The organism is Bradyrhizobium sp. PUT101, from assembly GCF_052043945.1.
In the GTDB taxonomy this organism is placed as follows: Bacteria; Pseudomonadota; Alphaproteobacteria; order Rhizobiales; family Xanthobacteraceae; genus Bradyrhizobium.
In genome coordinates this window covers 6,441,115-6,465,426 of the sequence record NZ_CP197207.1, presented here as the reverse complement: position 1 = coordinate 6,465,426, position 24,312 = coordinate 6,441,115, and the positions used below count along the sequence as shown (strand labels likewise).

The 24,312-nt window shown below is 65.7% G+C and carries 19 protein-coding genes; 7 read left to right on the top strand and 12 right to left on the bottom strand.

Annotated features, from left to right (window positions below; translation table 11 throughout):
- Positions 1-56 precede the first annotated feature (56 nt).
- On the top strand, positions 57-881 hold the full coding sequence (locus tag ACSHT2_RS30890) for a phosphodiesterase (RefSeq protein WP_440638632.1): 825 nt from the start codon (positions 57-59) through the stop codon (positions 879-881).
- Between the two features lie 283 nt (positions 882-1,164).
- Here the strand turns inward: ACSHT2_RS30890 and ACSHT2_RS30885 are convergent, their stop codons facing one another.
- The 11 genes from ACSHT2_RS30885 to hpaR form a co-directional block, all read right to left on the bottom strand.
- Entirely contained in the window at positions 1,165-2,202 is a 1,038-nt protein-coding gene (locus ACSHT2_RS30885) for a cytochrome-c peroxidase (RefSeq protein ID WP_440638629.1), read from the bottom strand.
- A gap of 106 nt (positions 2,203-2,308) precedes the next feature.
- On the bottom strand, positions 2,309-3,055 hold the full coding sequence (locus ACSHT2_RS30880) for a cytochrome b/b6 domain-containing protein (RefSeq protein ID WP_440638627.1): 747 nt from the start codon (positions 3,053-3,055) through the stop codon (positions 2,309-2,311).
- 269 nt (positions 3,056-3,324) lie between these two features.
- On the bottom strand, positions 3,325-4,203 hold the full coding sequence (locus tag ACSHT2_RS30875; protein WP_440638625.1) for a transglutaminase family protein: 879 nt from the start codon (positions 4,201-4,203) through the stop codon (positions 3,325-3,327).
- Positions 4,200-6,722, bottom strand: coding sequence for a circularly permuted type 2 ATP-grasp protein (locus ACSHT2_RS30870; protein ID WP_440638624.1), 2,523 nt, complete (start codon positions 6,720-6,722; stop codon positions 4,200-4,202). The genes ACSHT2_RS30875 and ACSHT2_RS30870 overlap by 4 nt, the downstream gene beginning before the upstream one ends.
- Before the next feature lie 27 nt (positions 6,723-6,749).
- On the bottom strand, positions 6,750-10,019 hold the full coding sequence (locus ACSHT2_RS30865) for a DUF2126 domain-containing protein (RefSeq protein WP_440638622.1): 3,270 nt from the start codon (positions 10,017-10,019) through the stop codon (positions 6,750-6,752).
- 271 nt (positions 10,020-10,290) lie between these two features.
- Complete coding sequence (locus ACSHT2_RS30860; protein WP_440638620.1) at positions 10,291-11,595, bottom strand: methyl-accepting chemotaxis protein; 1,305 nt, start codon at positions 11,593-11,595, stop codon at positions 10,291-10,293.
- Entirely contained in the window at positions 11,573-12,094 is a 522-nt protein-coding gene (locus ACSHT2_RS30855; RefSeq protein ID WP_440638619.1) for a PAS domain-containing protein, read from the bottom strand. Before ACSHT2_RS30855 ends, ACSHT2_RS30860 begins: the two co-directional genes overlap by 23 nt.
- Positions 12,095-12,280: 186 nt before the next feature.
- A complete protein-coding gene (locus ACSHT2_RS30850; RefSeq protein ID WP_440638617.1) occupies positions 12,281-13,804 on the bottom strand; it encodes a UxaA family hydrolase in 1,524 nt (507 codons plus the stop codon).
- Positions 13,805-13,900: 96 nt separating this feature from the next.
- A complete protein-coding gene (locus ACSHT2_RS30845; protein WP_035709283.1) occupies positions 13,901-14,677 on the bottom strand; it encodes an HpcH/HpaI aldolase family protein in 777 nt (258 codons plus the stop codon).
- Positions 14,678-14,839: 162 nt separating this feature from the next.
- Positions 14,840-15,925: a malate/lactate/ureidoglycolate dehydrogenase gene (locus tag ACSHT2_RS30840; protein WP_440638615.1), complete on the bottom strand. Its 1,086-nt coding sequence runs from the start codon at positions 15,923-15,925 to the stop codon at positions 14,840-14,842.
- A 117-nt stretch (positions 15,926-16,042) separates the two neighbouring features.
- A complete protein-coding gene (gene hpaR, locus ACSHT2_RS30835) occupies positions 16,043-16,573 on the bottom strand; it encodes a homoprotocatechuate degradation operon regulator HpaR (RefSeq protein WP_440638614.1) in 531 nt (176 codons plus the stop codon).
- 111 nt (positions 16,574-16,684) lie between these two features.
- On the opposite strand from hpaR, the gene hpaH reads away from it, so the two are divergent.
- From hpaH to ACSHT2_RS30805, 6 genes are all read left to right on the top strand, one after another.
- Positions 16,685-17,491: a 2-oxo-hept-4-ene-1,7-dioate hydratase gene (gene hpaH, locus ACSHT2_RS30830; protein WP_440638612.1), complete on the top strand. Its 807-nt coding sequence runs from the start codon at positions 16,685-16,687 to the stop codon at positions 17,489-17,491.
- Positions 17,492-17,521: 30 nt separating this feature from the next.
- Positions 17,522-17,920 carry a 5-carboxymethyl-2-hydroxymuconate Delta-isomerase gene (locus ACSHT2_RS30825; RefSeq protein ID WP_440638611.1) on the top strand — a complete coding sequence of 133 codons (399 nt, stop codon included), beginning with the start codon at positions 17,522-17,524 and terminating at the stop codon, positions 17,918-17,920.
- On the top strand, positions 17,913-19,451 hold the full coding sequence (gene hpaE, locus ACSHT2_RS30820) for a 5-carboxymethyl-2-hydroxymuconate semialdehyde dehydrogenase (RefSeq protein ID WP_440638610.1): 1,539 nt from the start codon (positions 17,913-17,915) through the stop codon (positions 19,449-19,451). The genes ACSHT2_RS30825 and hpaE overlap by 8 nt, the downstream gene beginning before the upstream one ends.
- A 125-nt stretch (positions 19,452-19,576) precedes the next feature.
- Entirely contained in the window at positions 19,577-20,560 is a 984-nt protein-coding gene (gene hpaD, locus ACSHT2_RS30815) for a 3,4-dihydroxyphenylacetate 2,3-dioxygenase (RefSeq protein WP_440638609.1), read from the top strand.
- Positions 20,560-21,429, top strand: a complete 870-nt coding sequence (locus ACSHT2_RS30810; RefSeq protein ID WP_440638608.1) for a fumarylacetoacetate hydrolase family protein — start codon at positions 20,560-20,562, stop codon at positions 21,427-21,429. The genes hpaD and ACSHT2_RS30810 overlap by 1 nt, the downstream gene beginning before the upstream one ends.
- A 25-nt stretch (positions 21,430-21,454) precedes the next feature.
- Positions 21,455-23,083, top strand: a complete 1,629-nt coding sequence (locus ACSHT2_RS30805; protein ID WP_440638607.1) for a thiamine pyrophosphate-dependent enzyme — start codon at positions 21,455-21,457, stop codon at positions 23,081-23,083.
- Here ACSHT2_RS30805 and ACSHT2_RS30800 read toward each other — a convergent pair.
- The gene (locus ACSHT2_RS30800; RefSeq protein WP_440638606.1) at positions 23,061-24,305 is read right to left on the bottom strand and encodes an MFS transporter; all 1,245 of its coding nucleotides are present in this window, start codon (positions 24,303-24,305) and stop codon (positions 23,061-23,063) included. The genes ACSHT2_RS30805 and ACSHT2_RS30800 overlap by 23 nt on opposite strands.
- Between the last annotated feature and the right edge of the window lie 7 nt (positions 24,306-24,312).

Below are 24,312 nucleotides of genomic sequence, written 5' to 3'. Positions count from 1 at the left end.
TCCGCCGGCACGGGGTGCTCCGGCACCCCGTGCCGCCTCAATGACTGGAGATAGCGATGAAACTGCTTCATCTGAGCGACATTCACCTGACGGCGCCCGGCTCGACCATCGGCGGCCGCGATCCGCGGGTCAATTTCGAACGGGCGCTGGCGCATGCGCTGAACGATCATCATGACGCTGAACTGATGGTGATCACCGGCGACCTCTCGGATTGGGGCGATCTCGCCGACTATCATTGGCTCAAGCAGCGCATCGACGAATATCCGCTGCCGATCCGGCTGTGCATCGGCAACCACGACCGGCGCGCCGCCTTCCTGAGCGTCTTCCCCGACCTCGCTGACGACAACGGCTTCGTCCAGGGCATCCACGATACCGCCGCCGGCCGCTGCCTGTTCCTCGACACCGCCCATCCTGAAACGCACGCCGGCCGCTATTGCGAAGATCGTCTTGGCTGGCTCGAGGCACGGCTTGCCGAGCATGACGGACCATTCCTGCTCTTCATGCACCACAACCCCATGCCGGTGCATCTCGGTCCCCTCGACCAGATCCGCCTGCTCGACGAAGCGCCGTTCCGGCGTCTCATTGGCCGCCACCGGGCAAAGATCCGCCACGTCTTCTTCGGGCATTGTCACTTGCCTCTTGCCGGTTCGGTGGCAGGAATCCCCGCCTCGTCGCTGCGCGGCACCAACCATGCGAGCTTTCCGCTGTTCTCCGAGACCACGCTGTTGAGCGCGTGCGACCTGCCGCAATCCTATGGAGTCGTCTTTTTCGGCGGGGACTATGTGACCGTGCACATGGTGGAATACGGCTACGACGGTCCCATCCGCATCGAGGGTTCACCCGACTATCAGGCCTGGGATCGCGAGACCATGGTTCGATGACCGACGGGCGCCGACCATTTTCCAGGGCGTGTACTCCCGCGCGGCACTTCTTGTAGAGTCCGCTCCACCTCTATAGCGGCGCGTTGGCGTCCCTCACCCTAGGTCGGAGATGGGCCAGGAAGAGACATCAGCCAAGTTTCATTTTTTGATCTGTGGCGCAAACCGAAAGGCCGCCTAAGCGGGCGTGGTGCGACCTGCCAGAGCGAATGAAAGCCCAGCCACGGGAGCCGGGCTTCGTGAAATCGCCCTGAGGAATAGAGCGGGGAAGAACCGATAACCCCGATCACGGCTGCGGTCGGGGCGTGCTCGCCACGCTTGGCGGAAGGATGGGGTACGTCACCTTCGGTTGTTCACCGGTCAAGCTGTCGAGGAAGGTGGTGATCTTGTTAATTTCATCGTCCGTCAGCTGAGTGCCTAACTGACTGGTTCCCATCACCGCGACCGCCTGGCGTAGATCCCAGGCTTTCCCGGTGTGGAAATAAGGCGCCGTCAGAGCGACGTTCCGGAGCGTTGGAACCTTGAAGACGTACTCATCACTCGGAGTTTTGCTGACCAGGAAACGGCCCTTATCGGCGGGTGGCAGGAACTCGGCACCCGGCTTCTCAACCACGCCGAACGGGGCGTACATGCCGCCGCCGACGTTGATGCCGTTGTGGCAGGCCGAGCATCCCTTATCCATGAAGACCGCTAGGCCCGCTTTCTGCGTCGGCGAAAGCGCGTCCTGCTCGCCCCTCAGGAAGCGGTCGAACGGCCCGTTTGGCGTGATCAGCGTCGCCTCGAATACGGCGATGGCCTTTTGCGCATTGGCAAGCGTGATGGGGTCCGACTCGCCCGGGAAAGCCTTGGCGAATAGGTCGCCATAGCCCGGAATGCCTTTCAGCTGCTCGGCCACATGCGTCGTTGGCGACGCCATCTCGACCGGGTTGGCCATTGGCCCGCCGGCCTGCTGTTCGAGATCTTTGGCCCGGCCGTCCCAAAACTGCACTTTGTTGAATACCGCATTCAAGACCGTGGGAGCATTGCGCCCGCCACGCTGCCAGCGATGGCCGATTGAGGTGGGTTCGGCGTCAGCACCGCCGAGCCCGATGCTATGACATGAGCTGCAACTGATGGCATGACTCGCGGAGAGCCGGGGGTCGAAGTACAGCATCTTGCCGAGTTCGACCTTACCGGGGGTCGCCACGTTACCCGGCAGATCTGGCGGAGCAGTCGGGATCGGCTCGAACTGCTGCTTCGCCTTCGCCAGCAGATCGTCCTGTGCCAGAGCGGAGGATGCAAAGAGGCAACTGACGGATAGCAATGCGACGGCGTATCTGATCATGGCGAGTCCTCATCTACTGGTACTGGCGTTGGGCCTTCCTGCCGGACTGACGGGCGGCGCGAACGGGCATAATTCAAATACCCAAAGCGCCGGACTTCCTTCGAGCTTAAACGTCTTGCGGTGGGCGGTTGAGAATCTTTCGGCCAGTAAACATCGCCGACGTGATGCTTCCACCCTCGTGAATTTCGGTCACGATCACCGCTATCAGATGCAGCAGGATGACGCCCGCGAGCACATAGAACGCATAAAGATGGATCGTCACGACGGGGCCTCGAAACGCACGCATGGCCTTGTAGGCGGTTTGATCCAACGTCTCCGCGGCGAGGGGCGAGACCATTGCCGGATCAATCCCGCCTGCGGCGACCCAACCGGCGAACCATCTTCCGAATGGCGGCCAGAATAGATCGGTGCCCGCCAGGATCACACCGGTCGCGGCTTGCAGCACGAGCAGCAGCAGGAGAACTGCGATTGCGAGGCGTGCCGCGGGATTATGCCCGACATATTCTTGCGGCTCTCCGCTAAGAAAGGCACTGCCGTAAGCGCGCAGCTTGCCCCAAAAGCTGGAACCATAAGGCAGGATTGCGCTCCATCTGGCATAGCGGTTGCCGAAGAATGCCCAAACGAAGCGCCAGATCAAATTCAGCCCCATGACGTAGCCGAGCACGACATGGATTTCTTTGAGCAGGATCTTGCCGTTGGCGGCGAGCCCCAGCGCGTCGTCGTTCAGCAGGATGACTCCAACGATCATCAGACCGAGCGCGGTGAGCGCGTTGATCCAATGGAACCACCGCGTCGGGGCATCCCATACGTCGTAGGCGTGAAGATGCTCGGTTGACGTGGAGAGCTGCGGCATTGGCGGACACCTGCCTCAATAAGAACGCGGCACGACTGTTTGCGGGCCGCCGCTATAACCGTGCGGCCTCCTTCGCTGCCATTGCGAAGGCAGAAAAATAACATCACAGAAATCGGCGAGCGCCGTGATGCAGATCAATGAGTCACTAATGTTCCAACCGGGACATTGCTCCCATCCTCTTGTCCGCTTCGGGTCACAAGCTGCCGATGACATTCAAGATGGCAGACTTCCGCTTTGCGTTGGTAAGCCGATGCTTATGAGTACACGCCCTACTCCACCTGCAGCACGTCGACGGCGACGCCGAGCTTCTGCTTGTGCGAGCCGACGATGATGCCGTCGACCGGCGAGACGTCGGAAAAATCGCGCCCCATTGCAAGCACGATGTGATCGTTGCCAACGAGGACATCGTTGGTCGGATCGAGATCGACCCAGCCAAGCTCCACCCCGCACCACAGCGACACCCAGGCATGGGTGGCGTCGGCGCCCTGCAGACGCGGCCGGCCCGGCGGCGGAATGGTGCGCAGATATCCGCTGACATAGGCCGCCGGCAGGCCGAGCCCGCGCAGCCCCGCAATCATCACATGGGCAAAGTCCTGGCAGACGCCGTGACGCTTGTCGAAGACCTCGTCCAGCGGCGTCGAGATCACCGTGGCCTTGGGGTCGTAGCGGAACTCGCTGCGGATGCGATGCATCAGATCGACCGCGCCTTTGAGGATGCCCGCGCCGGGCGCAAAGCTTTCCGCGGCATAGGCGCTGACCGGGCGCAGCACCGGCACCAAGGGGCTCGCAAAGACATAGCCGACGGGTGAAGCCGGCCCGAGGCTCGTCGCCTCGAAGGCAAGGTCGCGAATGCTCTCCCAGGACGGGCTCGACGCAACACGTGGCGGCGGCTGGCGCGACACCGACACGCGCGCGCGAGAGTCGATGCGCAAATTGCGATGCGCGGCTTCGATCACGACGCTCTCGGTGAGCGTGCCGAAGAAGTCGCGCCGCACATTGCGCTCGGCCGGGCGCGGATGGATCTCGAGATGGTGCGAGATCAGCTCCTGGCCGCCGCCGCTTCTGGGCTCCAGCCGCAGCGTGCAGCGGGCGAAGCTGACGGGATTCTCATACTCGTAGGTGGTGACGTGACGGATGTCGTAGATCACGCCAGCCCCGTCAGCTTTTCCGGCCGGCTGGCATTGGGACCGTGCGGGAAGTAATGCTGCCCGATCGCGTCGGCAAGGCTGAGCAGATCCTGCTCCAGCGCGAACAGGGTCTTCACCTCGAGCTTCTCGGCCTCCGCGGTCGCGAGCATCGCCTGCATCGCCACGGCGAGCCGCTGCGGCTTCTCGATCAGGCCGTGCTCCTTCAGGCTCGGCAGCGCGGCAATGTGCTCGTTCAGCGTCGTCACCTGGAATGCCACCGACCGCGGATTGTAGCCGTCGAGCACGGCGAGGTCGCGCACCGGCGCCAGGATCGGCGCCAGCAGATAACGCGAGCGGTAGGTGATCTGGCAATCCACCAGCGTCAGCAGGATGTCGAGCTCCTCGTCGCCGGCCTCGTCATAGGCGAACTGGCGCGTGAAGCGCGTGGTGTTGATGGCGCGTTCAGTGCGGCGTCCGATGTCGAGGAAACGCCAGCCGGCGGCGCGGTTCATGTTCTCCTGCGCGAGGCCCGCGAAGCTCGCAAGCTCCTGCAAGGTCAGCTCGGCTGCGCTCAACACGCTGTCCTCGTCCTCGACCTCGTAGGCAAGACGCTCGGCCATCTCGGTGATGACCTGCCAGGCATCGGGCGACAAGCGCTCGCGCAAGGAGGTTGCCGTGCGCTGTGCCGCGCGCACCAGCGACAGTGCCGAGCCGAAACGCTCCGCGCTCTGCAACGCTTCGGCAGTGATGCGCCCGGGAGTCGCCCGCGATGTCTGCGAGATCGCGCCCCAGGCCACCAGCAGGCGCTGGATGCGTTCGGCCGATTGCAGCGAGGCCGCGGTCCCCTTGTTGGGCCCGCTCGGCGAGCCCAAAGCGCGCACCAGCCGCAGCGTCGCTTCGGCGCGTTCGAGGTAGCGGCCGAGCCAGAACAGATTGTCGGCGGCGCGGCTCGGCAGCACGCCGGCGATACGGCGGATGCGCACCTTGTCGGTCGCCGGCAGCAGCGTCGCGGTCGGGACCTGCTTGTCGGAGACCACCCAGACGTCGGCGGCGCGCGCGCCGTCGCCCATCGAGACCGCGCGCGCATCGGCCTGCTCGGCGATCCGGCAGAACCCACCGGGCATGATGGCCCAACCGTCGGGCGTGGCGGCCGCGAACACGCGCAGCACGAACGGACGCGGCGTGAGCTGGCCCTGCTCCCACACCGGCATGGTCGAGAGCCGCACCACTTCCTGGCCGACATAGTCCATGCCGCGCGCGGTGATGGCGTCGACCAGGCGCCGGCGGTCGGCGGCATCCAGCTCGCTCGCGAGCACCGGACCGTTGCTGTCGAACCCGGGCACACCGCGCCGGTAGGCGCCCTCGATCGCGACCTCGTCGAGCCGCGCCAGCACCTCGTCGCGCGCCGCGCGCTGGCCGCACCACCAGGTCGCGATGTGCGGCATCTTCAGGTCTTCCCCGAGCAGGCGTCGGCTTAGCGCCGGCAGGAAGCCGAGCAGCGCCCGCGCCTCCAGGACGCCCGAGCCCGGCATGTTGGCGACGACGACGCCGTCCTTGCGCAGCACGTCGATCAGGCCGGGGACCCCGAGCCGCGAGGAGGCATCGAGCTCGAGCGGATCGAGCGAGTTGGAATCGACCCGGCGCAACAGCACGTCGAGCCGCTTCAGGCCGGCAACGGTGCGGATGTGGACGCGGTTGTCGCTGACCGCGAGGTCGTCGCCCTCGACCAGCAGGAAGCCGAGATAGCGCGCCAGCGTCGCATGCTCGAAATAGGTCTCGCTGAAGCTGCCGGGGGTGAGCACGCCGATCCGCGGCTCGTCGCGGTCGGCGCGCGCACGAAGGCTGTCGCGGAACGCCTCGAAGAACGGCGCGACGCGCGGCACGTTCATCGACTTGTAGAGGTCGGAGAAGGCACGCGAGAGCACCAGGCGGTTCTCCAGCGCGTAGCCCGCGCCCGATGGCGCCTGGGTGCGGTCGCCGAGCACCCACCAGCGGCCGTCGGGGCCGCGGCCGACGTCGGCGGCATAGATCGAGAGATAGCGCCCGCCGGGCGGCGGCACGCCGCAGACGGGACGAAGATATTCGGGGCTGCCGGCGATCGCGGCCGCCGGCAGCGCGCCTTCGGCAACGAGCCGGCCCTCGCCATAGATGTCGCGCAGCACACGCTCCAGCAGCTCGGCGCGCTGGGTGATGCCGGCGCAAAGCTGCTGCCAGTCGGCCTCGTCGATCAAAAGCGGCAGATGGCTGATCGACCACGGCCGGTCGGCGCCGTCGCCGGGCGCGCGGTAGGTGACGCCGGCCTCGCGGAGATGGCGGTCGGCCATGCCGAAGCGCCGTTCGATCTCGTCGGGCGCCAGCGCGCCGAAGGCGTCGAAGAAGCGGCTCCAGACCGCGCGCGGGGCGCCGTCCGGGCCTAGGAACTCGTCGGGGATACCGGGCAGCCGGCTATAGTCGCGGACCCATTGCGCGAGGCGGCGCTGGCCTTCACGCTGGCCTTGCGTCTTCGCCTTGTCGTCCTGTTCGGCTGCGCCCTCGCCCATGCGCGTCTCCCTGCCCCCGCATCATACTCATTGCAGGAGCGGGGTCCGCAAGTCGAGGGTCAGCGGAAACTCATTTGTGCGTTCCTCGGGCGGCGGTTGCATCGGACCCGGGGTGTGGCCGTGGTCCTGGAAGCGCGCCAGCCGCCGCGCCTCCGCCTCGTAGGTGTTGACCGGCTTGGTGTCATAGCTGCGCCCGCCGGGATGGGCGACGTGATAGACGCAGCCGCCGAGCGAGCGGCCGTTCCAGGTGTCAATCAGATCGAAGGTCAGGGGCGCGTGAACGGGGATGGTCGGGTGCAGGCCGGAGGCCGGCTGCCAGGCCTTGAAGCGGACGCCGGCCACGGCTTCGGTCGAGCGGCCCGTGGGGGTCATCGGCAGGCGGCGGCCGTTGCAGGTGACGATGTGACGGCCCTCGACGAAGCCCTCCGCCTTGACCTGAAGCCGCTCGACCGACGAGTCGACATAGCGCACGGTACCGCCGGCCGAGCCCTCCTCGCCCAGCACATGCCAGGGCTCCAGCGCCTGGCGCAGCTCCAGCGTCACGCCGCCATGATGGATGCGGCCGAAGGCGGGGAAGCGGAATTCGAGCTGGGCCAGATACCATTCCGGATCGAACGGGTAGCCGAACTGCTTCAGCTCGGTGAGCACCTCCAGAAAATCGTTCCAGATGAAGTGCGGCAGCATGAAGCGATCATGCAGCGCGGTACCCCAGCGCACGAACTTGCCGGCCTGCGGCTCGCGCCAGAATCTTGCGATCAGCGCGCGGATCAGGAGCTGCTGCGCCAGCGACATGCGCGGATCGGGCGGCATTTCGAGCGCGCGGAATTCGACGAGGCCGAGCCGCCCGGTCGGGCCCTCCGGCGAATAGAGCTTGTCGATGCAGATCTCGGCGCGGTGGGTATTGCCGGTGATGTCGACGAGCAGATGCCGGAACAGGCGGTCGACCAGCCACAGCGGCGCCTGGGTGCCCGGCGGCGGCACATGCGAGAGCGCGATCTCGAGCTCATAGATGCTGTCGTGGCGGGCTTCGTCGATGCGCGGCGCCTGACTGGTCGGGCCGATGAAGAGGCCGGAGAAGAAATAGGACAGCGAGGGATGCCGCTGCCAGTACAGCACGAGGCTCTTCAGGAGATCAGGACGGCGAAGGAACGGCGAGTCCTGCGGGCTCGAACCGCCGACCACGACGTGATTGCCGCCGCCGGTGCCGGTGTGACGGCCATCGACCAGGAAGCGGTTGGCGCCGAGTCGGATCTTCGCTGCATCCTCGTAGAGTCCGGAGGTGATCTCCACCGCGTCGCGCCAGCTCTTCGCCGGCTGGATGTTGATCTCGATGACACCAGGGTCGGGCGTCACCTTGATGACCTCGATGCGCGGATCGAATGGCGGCGGATAGCCCTCGACATGGACCTGCAGCTGCATCTCCTCCGCGGTGGCTTCGAGCGCGGCGACCAGTTCGAGATAGTCCTCGATGCGCTCGACCGGCGGCATGAAGGCGCAGAGCACGCCGTCGCGGACTTCGACCGACATCGCGGTGCGCACCGGGACGGAGGTGTTGAGATGCTCGGGCGCGGCCCGCGGCGGGGATTCCGGACGCGCGGCGAGCGTGAACACCGGCAGCTTGTCGCGCGCTTCCATCGGGTCCTGCTCGACGATGTAGGGATATTGGTTCGGCGGGACGTGACCGAGCGAGCCGATCGGCAGGCGCAAACCGAGAGGCGAATCGCCCGGCATCAGGAACAGGTGATTGCGCCGGAGTTGCCAGCGCTCGCTGCGCCAGCGCGGCGGCGCGTTCCAGCGCTGCACCGGCAGCACGAAGCCGCGCGGTGTGTTGAGGCCCTCGTCGAACACCCGCGCCATCCGCGCGCGGGCTTCCGGATCCGACAATTTGGAATCGGAGGGATCGACATTGACGGGAAGCTCGGCCTCCTTCTGGAGCCAGTACGCCGTATCTTCGTAAGCCGGGATGATGTAGCCGGCATCGAGGCCGAGCCGGGCCGCCGCGCCTTCCATGAAGGCCTCGGCGTCCTTCACCTCGGCACGGCGCGGATTTTCGAACTTGGCAATGAGGTCGGCGTTCTTCCAGATCGGCACGCCGTCCTTGCGCCAGTAAAGGCCGAAGGCCCAACGCGGCAGACTCTCGCCCGGATACCATTTGCCCTGGCCGTAATGCAAAAGCCCGCCCGGCGCGAAGCGCGTGCGCAAGCGGCGGATCAGATCGTCACCGAGCGCGCGCTTGGTCGGGCCGACGGCGTCGGTGTTCCATTCCGCCGCCTCGAGATCGTCGACCGAGACGAACGTCGGTTCGCCGCCCATGGTGAGCCGAACATCCTGCGCGGCCAGATCGCCGTCGACCTGCTCGCCGAGATCGTCGAGCCGCGCCCACGCCTCATCGGAAAAGGGCTTTGTGATGCGCGGCGCCTCGCGGATGCGCCGCACGCTCATATCGAAGGCGAATTCGACCTCGGCAAAGCCGGCACCGCCCGAGATCGGCGCCGCGGAGCGATAGTGCGGCGTGGCGGCGACGGGGATGTGCCCCTCGCCGGCGAGCATCCCGGAGGTCGCGTCGAACCCGATCCAGCCCGCACCCGGCAGATAGACTTCGGCCCAGGCGTGCAGATCGGTAAAGTCGTTCTCGACTTCGGGCGGTCCCTCGATCGGATCGATGTCGGGACGGATCTGGATGAGATAGCCGGAAACGAAACGCGCGGCGAGGCCGAGATGGCGGAACGTTTGGATCAGCAGCCAGGCAGAGTCGCGGCACGATCCGGCGCAGGACGACAGCGTGTCCTCAGGCGTCTGCACGCCCGGCTCCATCCGAATGATGTAGCGGATCTTCTTCTGGAGCTCCCTGTTGAGGTCGACCAGGAAGTTGACGGTGTTGGGGGCTTCAGTCGGGATCGAGTCGAGATATTGCGCGAACAGGCGATCGGGCTTGACGGTCTCGAGATACGGCGCCAGCTCCGTCTTGAGATCTTTCGGGTACTCGAACGGAAAACTGTCGGCATAGGGCTCGACGAAGAAGTCGAACGGGTTGACCACGGTCATCTGCGCCGTGAAGTCGACCTCGAATTTCAGCTCGGTGGCCTTCTCCGGAAAGACGTAGCGCGCGAGCCAGTTGCCTTGCGGGTCCTGCTGCCAGTTCACGAAATGATTGGAGGGCGTGACCTTGAGCGAATAGCTCAGGATCGGCGTGCGCGTATGCGGCGCCGGCCGCAGGCGGATGGTCTGCGGGCCAAGGTCGATCGGGCGGTCGTATTTGTAGTGCGTGACGTGATGTAATGCGACGTAGATCGACACGGGGTACGATGCTCCAGCAGCTTTTTTGAGCAGAACACCTGAGCTCAGCGCGATCAAGCACTAACAACGGGCAGGCCGTGCCTAGGAAGTATCCGCCTCCTAGCCCCGTAGCCCCGGGGGGCGATCGCTTATGACATGAGAGTTTGGCGCACCAAAGCATCCACAGCGTCATGGCCGGGCCGTCCCGGCCATCCACGGCCATCGTTTGTGGCGTCAAAGAACGTGGATGCCCGGGACAAGCCCGGGCATGACGACCTCATCTTGTAGAACGTTACGCCGCGGACGTCAGCCGCTGCAAGAACTGCGTCACCTCGCGCCGGAGCGTCTCGACCTCGCCATGGACGCGTTCGGAGGCGCTGTTGACGCGGCCGGCCACGCGGCCCGTATCGGCGGCGGCTTCGCTGATGCCGGTGACGTTGGAGGAGACCTGCGAGGTGCCGACGGAGGCTTCGTGAACGTTGCGGGCGATCTCGCGCGTCGCGGCCCCCTGCTGCTCGATCGAGGCGGCAATCGAGGCCGTGATGCCGTTGATCTCGGCGATGGTCTGCGCGATCGCCTCGACGGCCGCAACCGAAGTGGTCGTCGATTGCTGCATCTCGCCGACTTTGGCGCTGATCTCCTCGGTTGCCTTCGCGGTCTGGTTGGCGAGGCTCTTGACCTCGGAGGCCACCACCGCGAAGCCGCGGCCGGCCTCCCCGGCACGAGCCGCTTCGATCGTGGCGTTGAGCGCCAGGAGGTTGGTCTGCTCGGCGATCTCGCTGATCAGCTTGACGACGTCGCCGATCTGCATCGCAGCGCCCGCCAGCGTGCGGATCTCGCTGCCGGCACGATTGGCTTCGTTCACCGCCCGCCCGGTGCTCGCGGTCGAGCCAGCGACCTGCCGGTTGATCTCAGCGATCGATGAGGCGAGCTGCTCCGCGGCGCCGGCGACGGTGGCGACGTTGCGCGAAGCCTGGTCGGACGCAGTGAGCACGCCGGAGGTCTGCCGGCTGGTCTTCTCCGCCGCTGCCGCCATCTGGCCGGCGTCGGATTCGAGATCGGTCGCGGCGCCCATGAGGCCGCCCGCAACCGCGTCGAGATGCGTGCCGAACTCCCGCGCGAGGCCGGCGATCTCCACAACGCGGCGGCCGAGGCTGTCGGTGCCGGCATTGATGACGACCGCCGAGCGGCGGAACGAGCCGGGCAGCCCCCGCGCGAGGATCTTGCGGAAATACTTGCCGCGGCTCGCATAGTCCATCGACGCCGAGGTCTCGCGGACGAAGGCGTCGGTGATGTCGAGCATGTCGTTGACGGATTTCTGGATCGCTCCGATCCGCCCGGCCTGCCGCTCACTCATGATGCGCGCTTCGAGATCGCCATGAGCCGCCTTGCGGCACACATCAGCCACCTCATCGACGGCCACCGCCGTCCGATGCTGGCACCATACGGCATAGCCGAGCAGCACGACCGTCGCGCCGAGCAAGACAGCACTGCTGATTCCGGTTACACCGAGAAGCGAGAGAACGAACGCAACGACGGCAAGAACACACGCGAGCGCGGTCGCTCCCTGCGCCTTAGAGAGAGAGCACAAATTCATCGTAACCGACACCCTGTTGCTTGAGCAGCCCGACCATCGCCTCGAAGCTCGCATGCATGCCGTCCTTGGCATTGGCATGCCGCGCCTCTTCCGCGCACAACGTCTTGTAGATCGGCTTGATGCGCTCGATCTGCGCAGGATCGGGCTTGCGGCGGTTGGAGTGATAGCCGACGATATTGCCACGCTCGTCGAATGTCGGCGTGACGTGGGCGAACACCCAGTAATGGCTGCCGTCCTTCGCCAGATTGACGACGTAGGCGAAGATCTCCTGCTTGGACTGGAGCGTGTCCCACAGCAGCTTGAAGACGGCGCGCGGCATGTCGGGATGGCGGATCATGCTGTGGGGAGCGCCCATCAGCTCCTTCCACGAGTACTTCGCCATCCGGATGAAGACATCATTGGCGTAGGTGATGCGACCTTTGAGATCGGTCTTCGATACAATCAGCTCCTCTTCACCGAGGAGATTTTCCACGCCAGTCGGCCGTATCGCACGCGTCATCGTTGACGAATCCTCACGAAGGGCAGCACTCCTCGAAGGAGCGGCCCGCATCGCTCTAGGATTACGACAGGAAACATTAATCATAGATGAGCGCTGGAAGCCGCGAGGCCGCGTAGCGCCTCCGTAGATTTACGGACTGGCCCTGCTCGTCCTGCAGAATTGCGCAGCAAGGCGCACTGGGCGCAACTACATTGTCGCGCCGAGCACCCAAGGCGCGAACTCGGCGCCGCCGAAATCGAAGCTCTCGCTTTTGGTCGGCTGGCCCGAGGCCGTCTTGAGGATGAGATCGAAGACGCGCTGGCCGCACTGCGCGACGCTCTCCTCGCCCTCGAGGATGGTACCGCAATTGACGTCCATGTCCTCTTCCATACGCTTGTACATGGGCGTGTTGGTGGCGAGCTTGATCGAGGGCGCCGGCTTGCAGCCGAACACGCTGCCGCGGCCCGTGGTGAAGCAGACCAGGTTGGCCCCGCCGGCGACCTGCCCGGTCGCAGCCACCGGATCGTAGCCGGGCGTGTCCATGAAGACGAAGCCCTTCTTGGTGACGGGCTCGGCGTAGCGCAGTACCTCCACGAGGTTGGTGGTGCCGGCCTTGGCCATCGCGCCGAGCGACTTTTCCAGGATGGTGGTGAGACCGCCGGCCTTGTTGCCCGGACTGGGGTTGGCGTTCATCTCCGCGCCTTCGCGCGTCGTGTACTCGTCCCACCAGCACATGAGATCGACCAGCTTCTCGCCGACCTCGCGGCTGACGGCGCGGCGCGTGAGCAGGTGCTCGGCGCCGTAGGTCTCCGGCGTCTCCGACAGGATCACGGTGCCGCCGTGGCGCACGATGAGATCGCTCGCCGCGCCGAGCGCCGGATTGGCGGATACGCCGGAATAGCCGTCCGAGCCGCCGCATTGCAGCGCCACGGTGAGTTCGCTTGCCGGCACCGTTTCGCGCTTGACCTTGTTGGCGTCGGCGAGCGCCTCGCGCACGAAGGCAATGCCCGCCTCCACCGTCTTCCGGGTGCCGCCGACCTCCTGGATGTCCATCGCTCGGAGGCGGCCGGCGAGCTTCTGCTCTTCCATCAGGCCGCCGATCTGGTTCACCTCGCAGCCGAGGCCGAGCACGATCACGTGGGAGAAATTGACGTGCCGCGCATAGCCGCCGAGCGTGCGGCGGAGCAGCGCCAGGGGCTCGTTCTGCGTCATGCCGCAGCCGGTCTTGTGGGTCAGCGCGACCACGCCGTCGACGTTGGGGAAGTCGGACAGCGGGTTGTCGCCGGTGAAGGGATTCTTCTTGAAGACGTCGGCGACGAGGCTCGCGACATGCGCACTGCAATTCACCGAGGTGAGGATGCCGATATAGTTGCGCGTGGCGATGCGGCCGTCCGGGCGGCGGATGCCCTCGAAGGTCGCCGGCAGGTCGAAGTTCGGCGTCGGCTTCACGTCGGCGCAATAGGCGTAGTCCTTGGCGAAATCACCCATGCCGCAGTTGTGCGTATGCACGTGCTGGCCCGGCGCGATCGGCGCCGTGGCAAAGCCGATGATCTGACCGTAGCGCCTGATCGGCTCGCCCTCGGCGATCGGCTTGATCGCGACCTTGTGGCCGGAGGGAATGCGATCGACCGTGGTCACGCCGTCAGCCACGCTTGTTCCAGGCGGCAGGCTCGCGCGCGCGATCACCACGCCATCATCGGGATGCAGGCGGATGACGGGGCTGATGGTCATGGGTGTCTCCTTCGGAGGCGAATAGCGAACGGTGAGTAGCGAATGGAAAAGAGAGCGGCGCCATTCGCCACTCCCTATTCGCCATTCGCCCGGAGCTCAGGCCTTGCCGCCTGAATCCTTGCGGGTCGCGTTGACCTGCATCTTGGCGTAGGTCGTCATCAGGCCGACCTCGTTGGACAGCGTCACCAGCTTGAAGCCCATGTTGATGGCGCGCGCCGCGCCCTCCGCGCCGCTACAGTGGATGCCCGGGTTCAGACCGCGCTTGCCGCACTCCTTGATGATCTTCTCGTAGATCGCGAGGATCTCCGGCTCGCTGCGGTCGAGCTTTGGCTCGAGGCCGTAGGAGAAGCCGAGATCGGACGGGCCGATATAGACCCCGTCGATGCCTTCGACATCGAGGATCGCTTCCATGTTCTCGACCGCGGTCCGGGTCTCCATCATCGGCAGCAGCACGATCTCGTCGTTGGCCGTCTTCTGGTAGGAGCCGGCGGTGCCGTACATGCCGGCGCGGATCGGGCCGTTGGAGCGCACGCCCTTCGGCGGATATTTGGAATAGGAGACGAGGTTCCGGGCTTCCTGCGGCGTGTTGACCATCGGGCAGATCACGCCATAGGCGCCGCCATCTAGCACCTTGCCGATGATGCCGGGCTCGTTCCAGGGCACGCGGACCATCGGCGTGATCGGATGCTTGTCCATGGCCTGGAAGCACTGCACCATCGACAGATAGTCCTGTACGCCATGCTGCATGTCGACGGTGACGCTGTCGAAGCCGCATTGCGCGACCATCTCGGCCGAGAAGCCGGAGGGTATGGCAAGCCACGCGTTGACGACCGCCTTGCCCGACTTCCAGATCTCTTTGACTTTATTCGCCACGTTGCCTTCCTTCTTTGTTGATCTCACTCACTGTCGTTGCGAGCCACCGGGTCCGCGCGAAGCGCGGCCCGATGACGGGCTCCGCGAAGCAGTCCGGAATTTCTCCGCGATGGCACTCTGGATTGCTCCGTCACTGGCGCGCCTCGCAATGACGATACACGTCTAAGCCGTCGCCCTCTGGATGCTGACTTCGCTGACGCCGACCTCACGGGCGGTGTTCACTATTGCCGCCCAGGTGTCATCCGGCAAGGGGATGCCGTTCCGGGTCCGCTCAGCGCGGGTCTTTCGCTCCGGATCGCCCGGAATCAGCACCTGATCGACCCCGGCCATCGGCTTGGTGGCGCGGATGAAATCGACGTAGCGCGAGACTTCGGCGTCGAAAATGTTCGAGGTGTCGACCACCTTCGGATCGACATAGAACGCCAGCATGCCGTTGGCAAAGCGCCGCCCGCCCGAGGTGGCGCCGGTTCCGGTCAGCGCGCCGCCCAAGAGCTCACACATGAAGGCGAGCCCCGATCCCTTGTGCTCGCCGAAGGCGCGGATCGCGCCCGTTCCCTTGGTGTGATCGCGCGGCCCGTCCGGCGTGTAGGGGCCGTAGAGCACGGCCGGATCCTCGCCCAAGGTCCCGTCGGAATCGACCAGTGCGCCCTTCGGCAGCTTCTTGCCGCCGCGGCTCGCGACCAGCACCTTGCCCTCGGCGACGACCGAGGTCGCAAAATCCAGCACGATCGGATCCTGGCCCTCACGCGGGATGCCGACGCAATACGGCGCGGTCGACAGCCGCTTCTCGACGCCGCCGAACGGGGCGACCAGCAGCGAGCCCGCGGCATTGACGAAATGCACCGAGATGAGACCTTCGGCGGCCGCCATCTCGGCCCAGTCGCCGACGCGGCCGATATGACCGGCGTTGCGCAGCGCGACCGCGGCAAGCCCAGCCTTCCTGCACTTCTCGATGCCGATCTGGACCGCCTGCGGCGTCACGGTCTGGCCATATCCGAACTTGCCGTCGACCACCGCGAGCGAGGGCGTGTCGAGCACGACCTCCGCGTTCTGATTTGGGACGACCGATCCGGTCTTCTGCCAGCGGATATAGACGGGAACGCGGATCACGCCGTGGCTGTCATGGCCGGTCAGGTTCGCCGTGGTCAGATAGGTGGCGATACGCCTGGCCTCCTCCGGCGAGGACTGCGCATGCGCGAAGACTTCGGCGACGAAGTCGATCAGCTTCTGGACCTGAATGGTGACCATGACGGCCTGTCTGCCTCTCCCCGACGCCGACTTTGCAGCGATCGGCTTGGGCGGCACTTGAGCGAAAAAACGCGACCATGTCCATGGCCGTTGCCGCATGGGAGCGCATATCTGCTTTCACTCCTCGGGACTTGCTTCCTCGCTGGCGCCGAGTCCCGCAAGACTCCGTTCGAGCTCGCCGAGCATCTCCTGCAATTCGGCAAGCTTACGTGTGCCAAAGCGTCGCGTGATCTCCGCGTAGATCGCTTCCGAATTCGGTGCCACCGAGGCCATCAGCTTCACGCCGTCTTTCGAGATCGAGACCATGCTGCGGCGCTGATCCGCCTTGGCGGTCTTGCGCTCGATCAGGTTGCGGGCCTCGAGATCGCGCAGGATGCGCGACAGGCTCGGCCCGAGCAGGAAGGCGGTGCGCGCGAGTTCCGTGACCTCCGCCGCCTCGATGGAAGCGAGCGCGCGCAGGATGCGCCATTGCTGCTCGGTCAAGCCGTGTTCGCGCAGCGAGGGACGAAACTGCCGCATCACCGCCTCGCGCGCCCGCAGCAGCGACATCGGCAGCGAGCGCGAGAAGTCGCGCATCGGCACCTGTCTTGCGGCAGGTCCTGCGGCAGGCGCGCCTCCGTTGGCGGGATCGGCGGATTTCTTCGTCATGACGCCCCTTCAAGCCGCAGAATGTTTGCAGCGCAGCAAGCCTGAATTGTGCTTGACGTATTCACTTAACATGTTAAGTATCTCCCGGCACCACGATTTGTCAGACTAAAGATGGCGCTTTCCGACGACGATATCCGAGCTTGCGCGAGGCGTCTGCACCAGGCGGAGAAGACCCGCACGCAGATCCGGCAGCTGTCACTGGATTTTCCCGAGATCACCATCGCCGATGCCTACGCGATTCAGAAGGCCTGGGTCGAGGTCAAGATCGCCGAAGGGCGCATCGTCAAGGGCCACAAGATCGGCCTGACCTCGAAGGCGATGCAGAGCGCGCTCAATATCGACGAGCCGGATTCCGGCGTGCTGCTCGACGACATGTTCTTCGCCGATGGCGGGATCGTTCCGACCGAGCGCTTCATCGCGACGCGCGTCGAGGCCGAGCTTGCCTTCGTCATGAGCAAGCGACTCTCGGGACCCAATTGCACGATGTTCGACGTCCTCAACGCCACCGACTTCGTCGTGCCGGCGCTGGAGATCCTGGACACGCGGATCGAACGTGTCGATCCCACCACGAAAACGACGCGAAAGATTTTCGACACCATCGCCGACAACGCGGCAAATGCCGGCATCGTGCTCGGAGGACGGCCGATCCGGCCGCTGGACGCGGACCTGCGCTGGATCGGCGCGCTCTGTTTCAAGAACGGCCAGTTGGAAGAGACGGGCCTTGCCGCCGGCGTGCTCAATCATCCCGCCACGGCCGTGGCCTGGCTCGCCAACAAGATCGCGCCGCTCGGCCTTGCGCTGGAGCCCGGCCAGGTCGTGCTCGCCGGCTCCTTCATCCGTCCGATCGAGACCCGCAAGGGCGACACAATTCAGGCCGATTATGGCGCCTACGGCTCGGTGAGCTGCTACTTCGCCTAGGCGAACAAGAAGACAGGGAGTGAAACCGCGATGCCGCATTTCACGATCGAATATTCGGCCAATCTCGATGACCGCCTCGACATCGGCGCCGTCTGCGAGGTCGTGCGCAATGCGGCGGTCGAGACCGGCATCTTCCCGCTCGGCGGCATCCGCGTTCGCGCCATCCGCTGCGAGCACTATGCGATCGCCGACGCAAGGCAGGACTACGGCTTTCTCGACATGGTGCTGCGCATCGGCGAGGGCCGCGATCTCAAGACACGTCAGAACGCCGGCGAGCAAATCTTCCAGGCGCTCTCAAGACATCTCGATCCCGTCTTTGCCGCCAGCAAGTTCGCTCTGTCGTTCGACATGCAGATCAACGACAAGGACACCAGCTGGAAGCGCAACAACATCCACGACGCCCTGAAAGCGGAGGCCGCCCATGGATAAGCCCACGCCGAAAGCCGATGTATTCCAGGCCAACCGCGACCGCGCCGCGCCGCTCTTGAAGACGCTGCGCGCGGACGGCATCGGCCACATGATCGACGGCAAGGTCGTCGCCTCGATCTCGGGCGAAACGTTCGAGGCGAAATCGCCGGTCGATGGCGCCGTGCTCGCAAGCGTCGCCCGCGGCAATGCGGAGGACATCGACGCTGCGGCCACGGCCGCTGCGCTTGCGTTCAAGGCCTGGCGCGACATGGGGCCCGCGATGCGGCGCAAGCTGCTGCATCGCGTAGCCGATGCGATCGAGGACAATGCCGAGGACATCGCGGTGCTCGAATGCATCGACACCGGCCAGGCCTATCGCTTCATGGCCAAGGCCGCGATCCGCGCCGCGGAGAATTTCCGCTTCTTCGCCGACAAATGCGCGGAGGCGCGCGACGGCCTCAACACGCCGAGCGACGAGCACTGGAACGTCTCGACCCGCGTGCCGATCGGCCCGGTCGGCGTGATCACGCCCTGGAATACGCCGTTCATGCTCTCGACCTGGAAGATCGCTCCTGCCCTCGCTGCGGGCTGCACCGTCGTGCACAAGCCGGCCGAATGGTCGCCGGTGACGGCTTCCATTCTGGCGAAGCTCGTGAAGGAAGCCGGCGTGCCCGATGGCGTGCTCAACACCGTCCACGGCTTCGGTGAAGACGCCGGCAAGGCGCTGACCGAGCATCCCGCCATCAAGGCGATCGGCTTCGTCGGCGAAAGCGCGACGGGCTCGGCCATCATGATGCAGGGCGCGCCGACCCTGAAGCGCGTGCATTTCGAGCTCGGCGGCAAGAACCCGGTGATCGTGTTCGACGATGCCGATCTCGACCGCGCGCTCGACGCCGTCGTGTTCATGATCTACTCGCTCAATGGCGAGCGCTGCACCTCGTCGAGCCGCCTGCTGATCCAGCAGAGCATCGCGGAAAAATTCGTGGAGAAGCTGACCGCGCGCGTGAAGGCGTTGAAGGTCGGCCATCCCCTCGATCCCTCGACCGAGATCGGACCGCTGATCCACGAGCGGCACCTCGCAAAGGTCTGCTCCTATTTCGACGTCGCGCGCCAGGACGGCGCGACGATCGCGGTCGGCGGCAAGGCCTATGACGGCCCCGGCGGCGGACACTATGTCGAGCCGACGCTGGTGACCGGCGCGCATGGCAAGATGCGCGTGGCGCAGGAGGAGGTGTTCGGGCCATTCCTCACCGTACTGCCGTTCCGCGACGAGACTGACGCGATCGAGATCGCCAACGACATCCGCTATGGCCTGACCGGCTATGTCTGGACCAACGACATGGGCCGGGCGCTACGCGTGGCCGATGCGCTGGAAGCCGGCATGATCTGGTTGAACTCGGAAAACGTCCGCCATCTGCCGACGCCGTTCGGCGGCATGAAGGCCTCAGGCATCGGCCGCGACGGCGGGGATTACTCGTTCGACTTCTACATGGAAACCAAGCACGTCTCGCTGGCCCGGGGCACGCACAAGATTCAGAAGCTGGGAATGTGATCGTCATTCCGGGGCGTGCGCAGCACGAACCCGGAATCCATTCATCCACCAACACTGCTGCACGATGGATTCCGGGTTCGGCTCTTCGAGCCGCCCCGGAATGACCGAGCCGAGGGGAAACGCACATGCCCGTACCGCAACACGTCTTCGAGCCGCCGTTCAACATCATCCGCTCCAGCCACATCGTGCTCGACGTCACCGACCTGAAGCTGAGCCGGGAGTTCTACGAGACCATCGTCGGCCTGCATGTCGAGGATGCCGACGACAATGTCGTTTACCTGCGCGCGGCCGAGGAACACCAGCATCACTCGCTGGTGCTGCGCAAGGCGGCAGCGCCGGCCTGCGCGCGGCTCGGCTTCAAGGTCGGCAACGACAAGGATCTCGACAAGGCCGCCGCCTTTCTCTCCGAGAACGGCCTTGCCTGCGCCTTCGTCGACCAGCCGTTCCAGGGCCGCACGCTGCAATTCACCGATCCCTTCGGCTTCCAGATCGAGCTCTACGCGTCGATGGCCCGGCGGCCCCATCTGCTTCGTCGCTACGATCTCTACAGGGGCTGCCATCCGCAGCGGCTCGACCATTTCAACGTCTTCGCCGCCGAGGTGCAGGACACGATGGAGTTCTACGCCCGGCTCGGCTTCCGTCTCACCGAATATGCCGAGGAGGACGGCCCGAACGGGCGCATCGCCGCCGCCTGGATGCATCGCAAGGGCAACGTCCACGATTTCGCCATCACCAACGGCAAGGGTCCGCGCCTGCACCACTTCGCCTACTGGACGCCGACGGCGATGAACATCATCCATCTCTGCGATGTCATGGCTTCGCAAGGTTTCGTGAAGAACATCGAGCGCGGGCCGGGACGCCACGGCATCTCGAACGCGTTCTTCCTCTATGTGCGCGATCCCGATGGGCACCGGCTCGAGCTCTACACCAGCGACTATTTCACGGGGGATCACGACCACGAACCGCTGCGCTGGTCGCTGCGCGATCCGCGCCGCCAGACATTGTGGGGCGCGCCCGCCCCCCGCTCCTGGTTCGAGCAGGGCTCGCCGTTCACAGGCCAGGCTGTGCGCGAGCCGAAATTCGTGGCCGACGTGCTGGTGGCGGATTGATGACCCGCCCCCGCCTCGCGACCTATTCCGTCAAGGGTGCAAGCCGCTACGGCGCCGTCGTGGACGGCGGCATCGTCGATCTCTCCGCGCGTTACGGCAAGGACTATCCGACGCTGCGCGAGGTGATCGCGGCCGGAAAGCTCTTGAGCCTTGCCGAAGAGGCTGCCGGCCGCGCACCCGATCACGCGCTCAGCGAAATCACCTGGCTGCCACCGGTGCCCGCGCCGGAAAAAATCATCTGCATCGGCGTCAACTATCCCGACCGCAACGCCGAGTACAAGGACGGCCAGGACGCGCCGAAATATCCGAGCATGTTCATGCGCTCACCGCGCTCCTTCGTCGGGCACGACACGCCGCTGGTGCGGCCGCGCGCGTCCGCGCAGCTCGACTATGAAGGCGAGATCGTGATCGTGATCGGCAAGCAAGGCCGGCATATTCCGGAGAGCGCCGCGCTCGAACACATCGCCGCGCTTACGCTGTGCAACGAGGGCTCGGTACGCGACTGGCTGCGCCACGCCAAGTTCAACGTCACCCAGGGCAAGAACTTTGACTCCAGCGGCAGCCTCGGCCCGTGGCTCGTGCCCTACACATCGGAATCGCAGATTGCGGACATTCGTCTCACCACGCATGTCAACGGCGAGCTCAGGCAGGACGATCGCACCAGCCGGTTGATGTTTCCGTTCCGCTATCTCGTGAACTATATCTCAACCTTCGCAACCCTCGTCCCCGGCGATATCATCGTCACGGGCACGCCGACCGGCGCGGGTGCGCGGTTCGATCCGCCGCGGTACCTGAAGCCCGGCGACGTCGTCGAGGTCGAGGCCGAGGGCATCGGACGCCTGCGCAACGGCGTCGTCGACGAAGCCTGAACAATCATCGAAGTGGAATAACCAGATGACCACCCTCACCGGCGGCGAAGCGATCGTAAGCGGCCTGGTCGCCCATGGCGTCGACACCGTGTTTGGCCTGCCCGGCGCGCAGGTCTACGGCTTGTTCGACGCCTTCCACCAGGCCCAGCTCAAGGTGATCGGCGCGCGGCACGAGCAGGCCTGCGGCTACATGGCGTTCGGCTACGCGCGCTCCAGCGGCAGGCCCGGCGTGTTCAGCGTGGTGCCCGGCCCGGGCGTGCTCAATGCCAGCGCGGCACTGCTCACTGCGTTCGGCTGCAACGAGCCGGTGCTGTGCGTCACCGGCCAGGTGCCGACGCAGTTCCTCGGCAAGGGCCGCGGCCATCTGCACGAGATGCCGGATCAGCTCGCGACCTTGCGCACCTATGTGAAATGGGCCGACCGGATCGAATATCCCGGCAACGCGCCGACGATCGTGGCGCGCGCGTTCCAGGAGATGATGTCGGGACGGCGCGGCCCCGCCTCGGTCGAGATGCCCTGGGACGTCTTCACCCAGCGCGCGGATACGGCGGCAGCTCAAGTGCTGGAGCCGCTGCCCGCACCGCGGCCCGACCCCGACCTGGTCAAGCAGGCAGCCGCGCTGATCAAGGCGAGCAAGGCGCCGATGATCTTCGTCGGCAGCGGCGCGATCGAGGCGGGCGAGGAGATCCTCGAGCTCGCCGAGATGATCGATGCGCCCGTGGTCGCCTTCCGCAGCGGCCGCGGCATCGTCTCGAACGCGCATGAGCTCGGTCTCACCATGGCGGCTGCCTACAGACTGTGGCCGACGACTGATCTGATGATCGCGATCGGCACCCGCGCGGAGCTGCCGGCCTCGGGCTTTCGCTGGCCGTATCAGCCGCAGGGGTTGAAATCCATTCGGATCGATATCGACCCGGCTGAGATGCGCCGGATCGTCTTCGATGCGGCTATTGTCGCCGATGCCAAGGCCGGGACGGCCGATCTCGTCGCCGCCGTGAAGAAGGCCGGCTATGCCAAGAGCAGCAGCCGGCGCGGAGAGATCCGCGAGGCCACGGCGTCAGCGCAAGCTGAGATCCAGCGCATCCAGCCGCAGATGGCCTATCTCAACATCCTGCGCGAGGTGCTGCCGGCCAACGCGATCGTCACGGATGAATTGTCGCAGGTCGGCTTCGCCTCCTGGTACGGCTTCCCGGTCTACCAGCCGCGCACCTTCATCACCTCGGGCTACCAGGGCACGCTCGGCTCGGGCTTTCCGACTGCGCTCGGCGCGAAAGTCGCCAATCCCGACAAGCCGGTGGTCGCCATCACCGGCGACGGCGGCTTCATGTTCGGCGTGCAGGAGCTTTCGACCGCCGTGCAGTTCAACATTGGCGTGGTCACGCTGGTGTTCAACAACAACGCCTATGGCAACGTCCGCCGCGACCAGCGCGAACGTTTCGACGGCCGCGTGGTGGCATCGGACCTCGTCAATCCGGATTTCGTCAAGCTCGCGGAGTCCTTTGGCGTCGCGGCTGCGCGCGTCACCGCGCCGGATCAGTTCAGGGCAGTGCTGGAGAAGGCACTGGCCCATGGTGGGCCGTATCTGGTCTCGGTCGAGGTGACCAGGGATTCGGAAGTAAGCCCCTGGGCGTTCATCCACCCGCCGAAGCCTTGAGCTGAACACCGCCCTGGAGCCGCGCGGCCGCAATCACCAACAGGCCTGCGCCTGCGACCGACCAGCAGGCGACCGGCGCCCAGTGCAGCAGCGGCGCGTATTCCGGCATCTTCTGCAGGCCGCCCGCGACCGCCGCCATGCGCGCGAAGGCGCCGAGCGCGAGCGCCGAGAACACGAGGCCCGTGACCTTTCCCTCCGCGCCGGTCGAGCCGATCGCAAGCGCGGCCGAGACCGCGCTCATCAGCATGCAGCCCCACGCAGCGCCGGCGAGGAACTGGGCGACGATCAGCGTATTGAGGCTGCCGGCAAGCTCCGCCACGACAATCGCCACCGCACCGAACAGTCCGGCGGCGCCCATCACGATCAGGCCGCCCCGGTGCTTGACGACCAGGCTCGCCGGAAACATTGCGATGTTGAAGCCGATCCAGAACACCGGCATCAGCCATTGCAGCTCGTCCGGCTCGGCGAATCGCAGATAGAACGGCGCGCTGTTCATGGCGAAATGCAGCTGATAGCCGAGCGCGAGCGCCACCATCGCGACGATGAAGGCGATCGGGACGAGGCCCAGCGGCTTCGCCGCCTCGGCCGGCGCCGGCCGCGCGGTGTCGCGCGCCACGTCGTGTTCGATCCGTGACAACCCCAGCGCCGTCAGCAGCAGCACCGCACTCGATATCACGAATGGCAGCCGCGCATCGTGATCGCGCAGCACTACGCCGAGATAGGGCGAGACGGCGCCGGCGACGCCATAGCCCAGCATGGCCAGCGCCGCGAGGAACGGCACCTTCGGCATGGCGCGGTACTTGCCGAGCAAGGTCAGCGGCGGCGCGCGCAGGGCCGATGACGTGATCGACCAGACCACGATCAGCACGATCAACCATACCTGCGCGCCCGCGCCGATGCCGGCCACGAAAGGCAGCGCGACGAAGGCGGCGCAGGAGATCGCCGCCAGCACGCCGACGAACAGGCCGAGCCTTCCGACGACGGGCGCGAGCTTGTCGGCCGCGATCCCCATCGCGGTATCGGCGATGGTGAAGATCGCCTGGTCCAGCATCAGGATGAGGATCACGGCCGCCGGCGCAAGGCCGACATCCGCTGCGAGCTTCGGCAGGTAGACGACATAGGTCGTCCAGCCCAGCGTGAACACGAGTTGGAGCACGGCCAGATAGAGCCCCGTGCGCGATGCGCCCGTGCTCGCGCCGGTCGAGACCTGTGCAGTAGTCATGTCGCCG

Bases quoted from the DNA above. Each gene is read 5' to 3' on its own strand.
- hpaE (WP_440638610.1), top strand. From the start codon at position 17,913: ATGGATAAGCCCACGCCGAAAGCCGATGTATTCCAGGCCAACCGCGAC.
- ACSHT2_RS30870 (WP_440638624.1), bottom strand. From the start codon at position 6,722: ATGGGCGAGGGCGCAGCCGAACAGGACGACAAGGCGAAGACGCAAGGC.
- ACSHT2_RS30805 (WP_440638607.1), top strand. From the start codon at position 21,455: ATGACCACCCTCACCGGCGGCGAAGCGATCGTAAGCGGCCTGGTCGCC.
- ACSHT2_RS30840 (WP_440638615.1), bottom strand. From the start codon at position 15,925: ATGGTCACCATTCAGGTCCAGAAGCTGATCGACTTCGTCGCCGAAGTC.
- ACSHT2_RS30825 (WP_440638611.1), top strand. From the start codon at position 17,522: ATGCCGCATTTCACGATCGAATATTCGGCCAATCTCGATGACCGCCTC.
- ACSHT2_RS30850 (WP_440638617.1), bottom strand. From the start codon at position 13,804: ATGACCATCAGCCCCGTCATCCGCCTGCATCCCGATGATGGCGTGGTG.
- hpaD (WP_440638609.1), top strand. From the start codon at position 19,577: ATGCCCGTACCGCAACACGTCTTCGAGCCGCCGTTCAACATCATCCGC.
- ACSHT2_RS30800 (WP_440638606.1), bottom strand. From the start codon at position 24,305: ATGACTACTGCACAGGTCTCGACCGGCGCGAGCACGGGCGCATCGCGC.
- ACSHT2_RS30890 (WP_440638632.1), top strand. From the start codon at position 57: ATGAAACTGCTTCATCTGAGCGACATTCACCTGACGGCGCCCGGCTCG.
- hpaH (WP_440638612.1), top strand. From the start codon at position 16,685: ATGGCGCTTTCCGACGACGATATCCGAGCTTGCGCGAGGCGTCTGCAC.
- ACSHT2_RS30860 (WP_440638620.1), bottom strand. From the start codon at position 11,595: ATGAATTTGTGCTCTCTCTCTAAGGCGCAGGGAGCGACCGCGCTCGCG.
- ACSHT2_RS30885 (WP_440638629.1), bottom strand. From the start codon at position 2,202: ATGATCAGATACGCCGTCGCATTGCTATCCGTCAGTTGCCTCTTTGCA.
- ACSHT2_RS30855 (WP_440638619.1), bottom strand. From the start codon at position 12,094: ATGACGCGTGCGATACGGCCGACTGGCGTGGAAAATCTCCTCGGTGAA.
- hpaR (WP_440638614.1), bottom strand. From the start codon at position 16,573: ATGACGAAGAAATCCGCCGATCCCGCCAACGGAGGCGCGCCTGCCGCA.
- ACSHT2_RS30880 (WP_440638627.1), bottom strand. From the start codon at position 3,055: ATGCCGCAGCTCTCCACGTCAACCGAGCATCTTCACGCCTACGACGTA.
- ACSHT2_RS30810 (WP_440638608.1), top strand. From the start codon at position 20,560: ATGACCCGCCCCCGCCTCGCGACCTATTCCGTCAAGGGTGCAAGCCGC.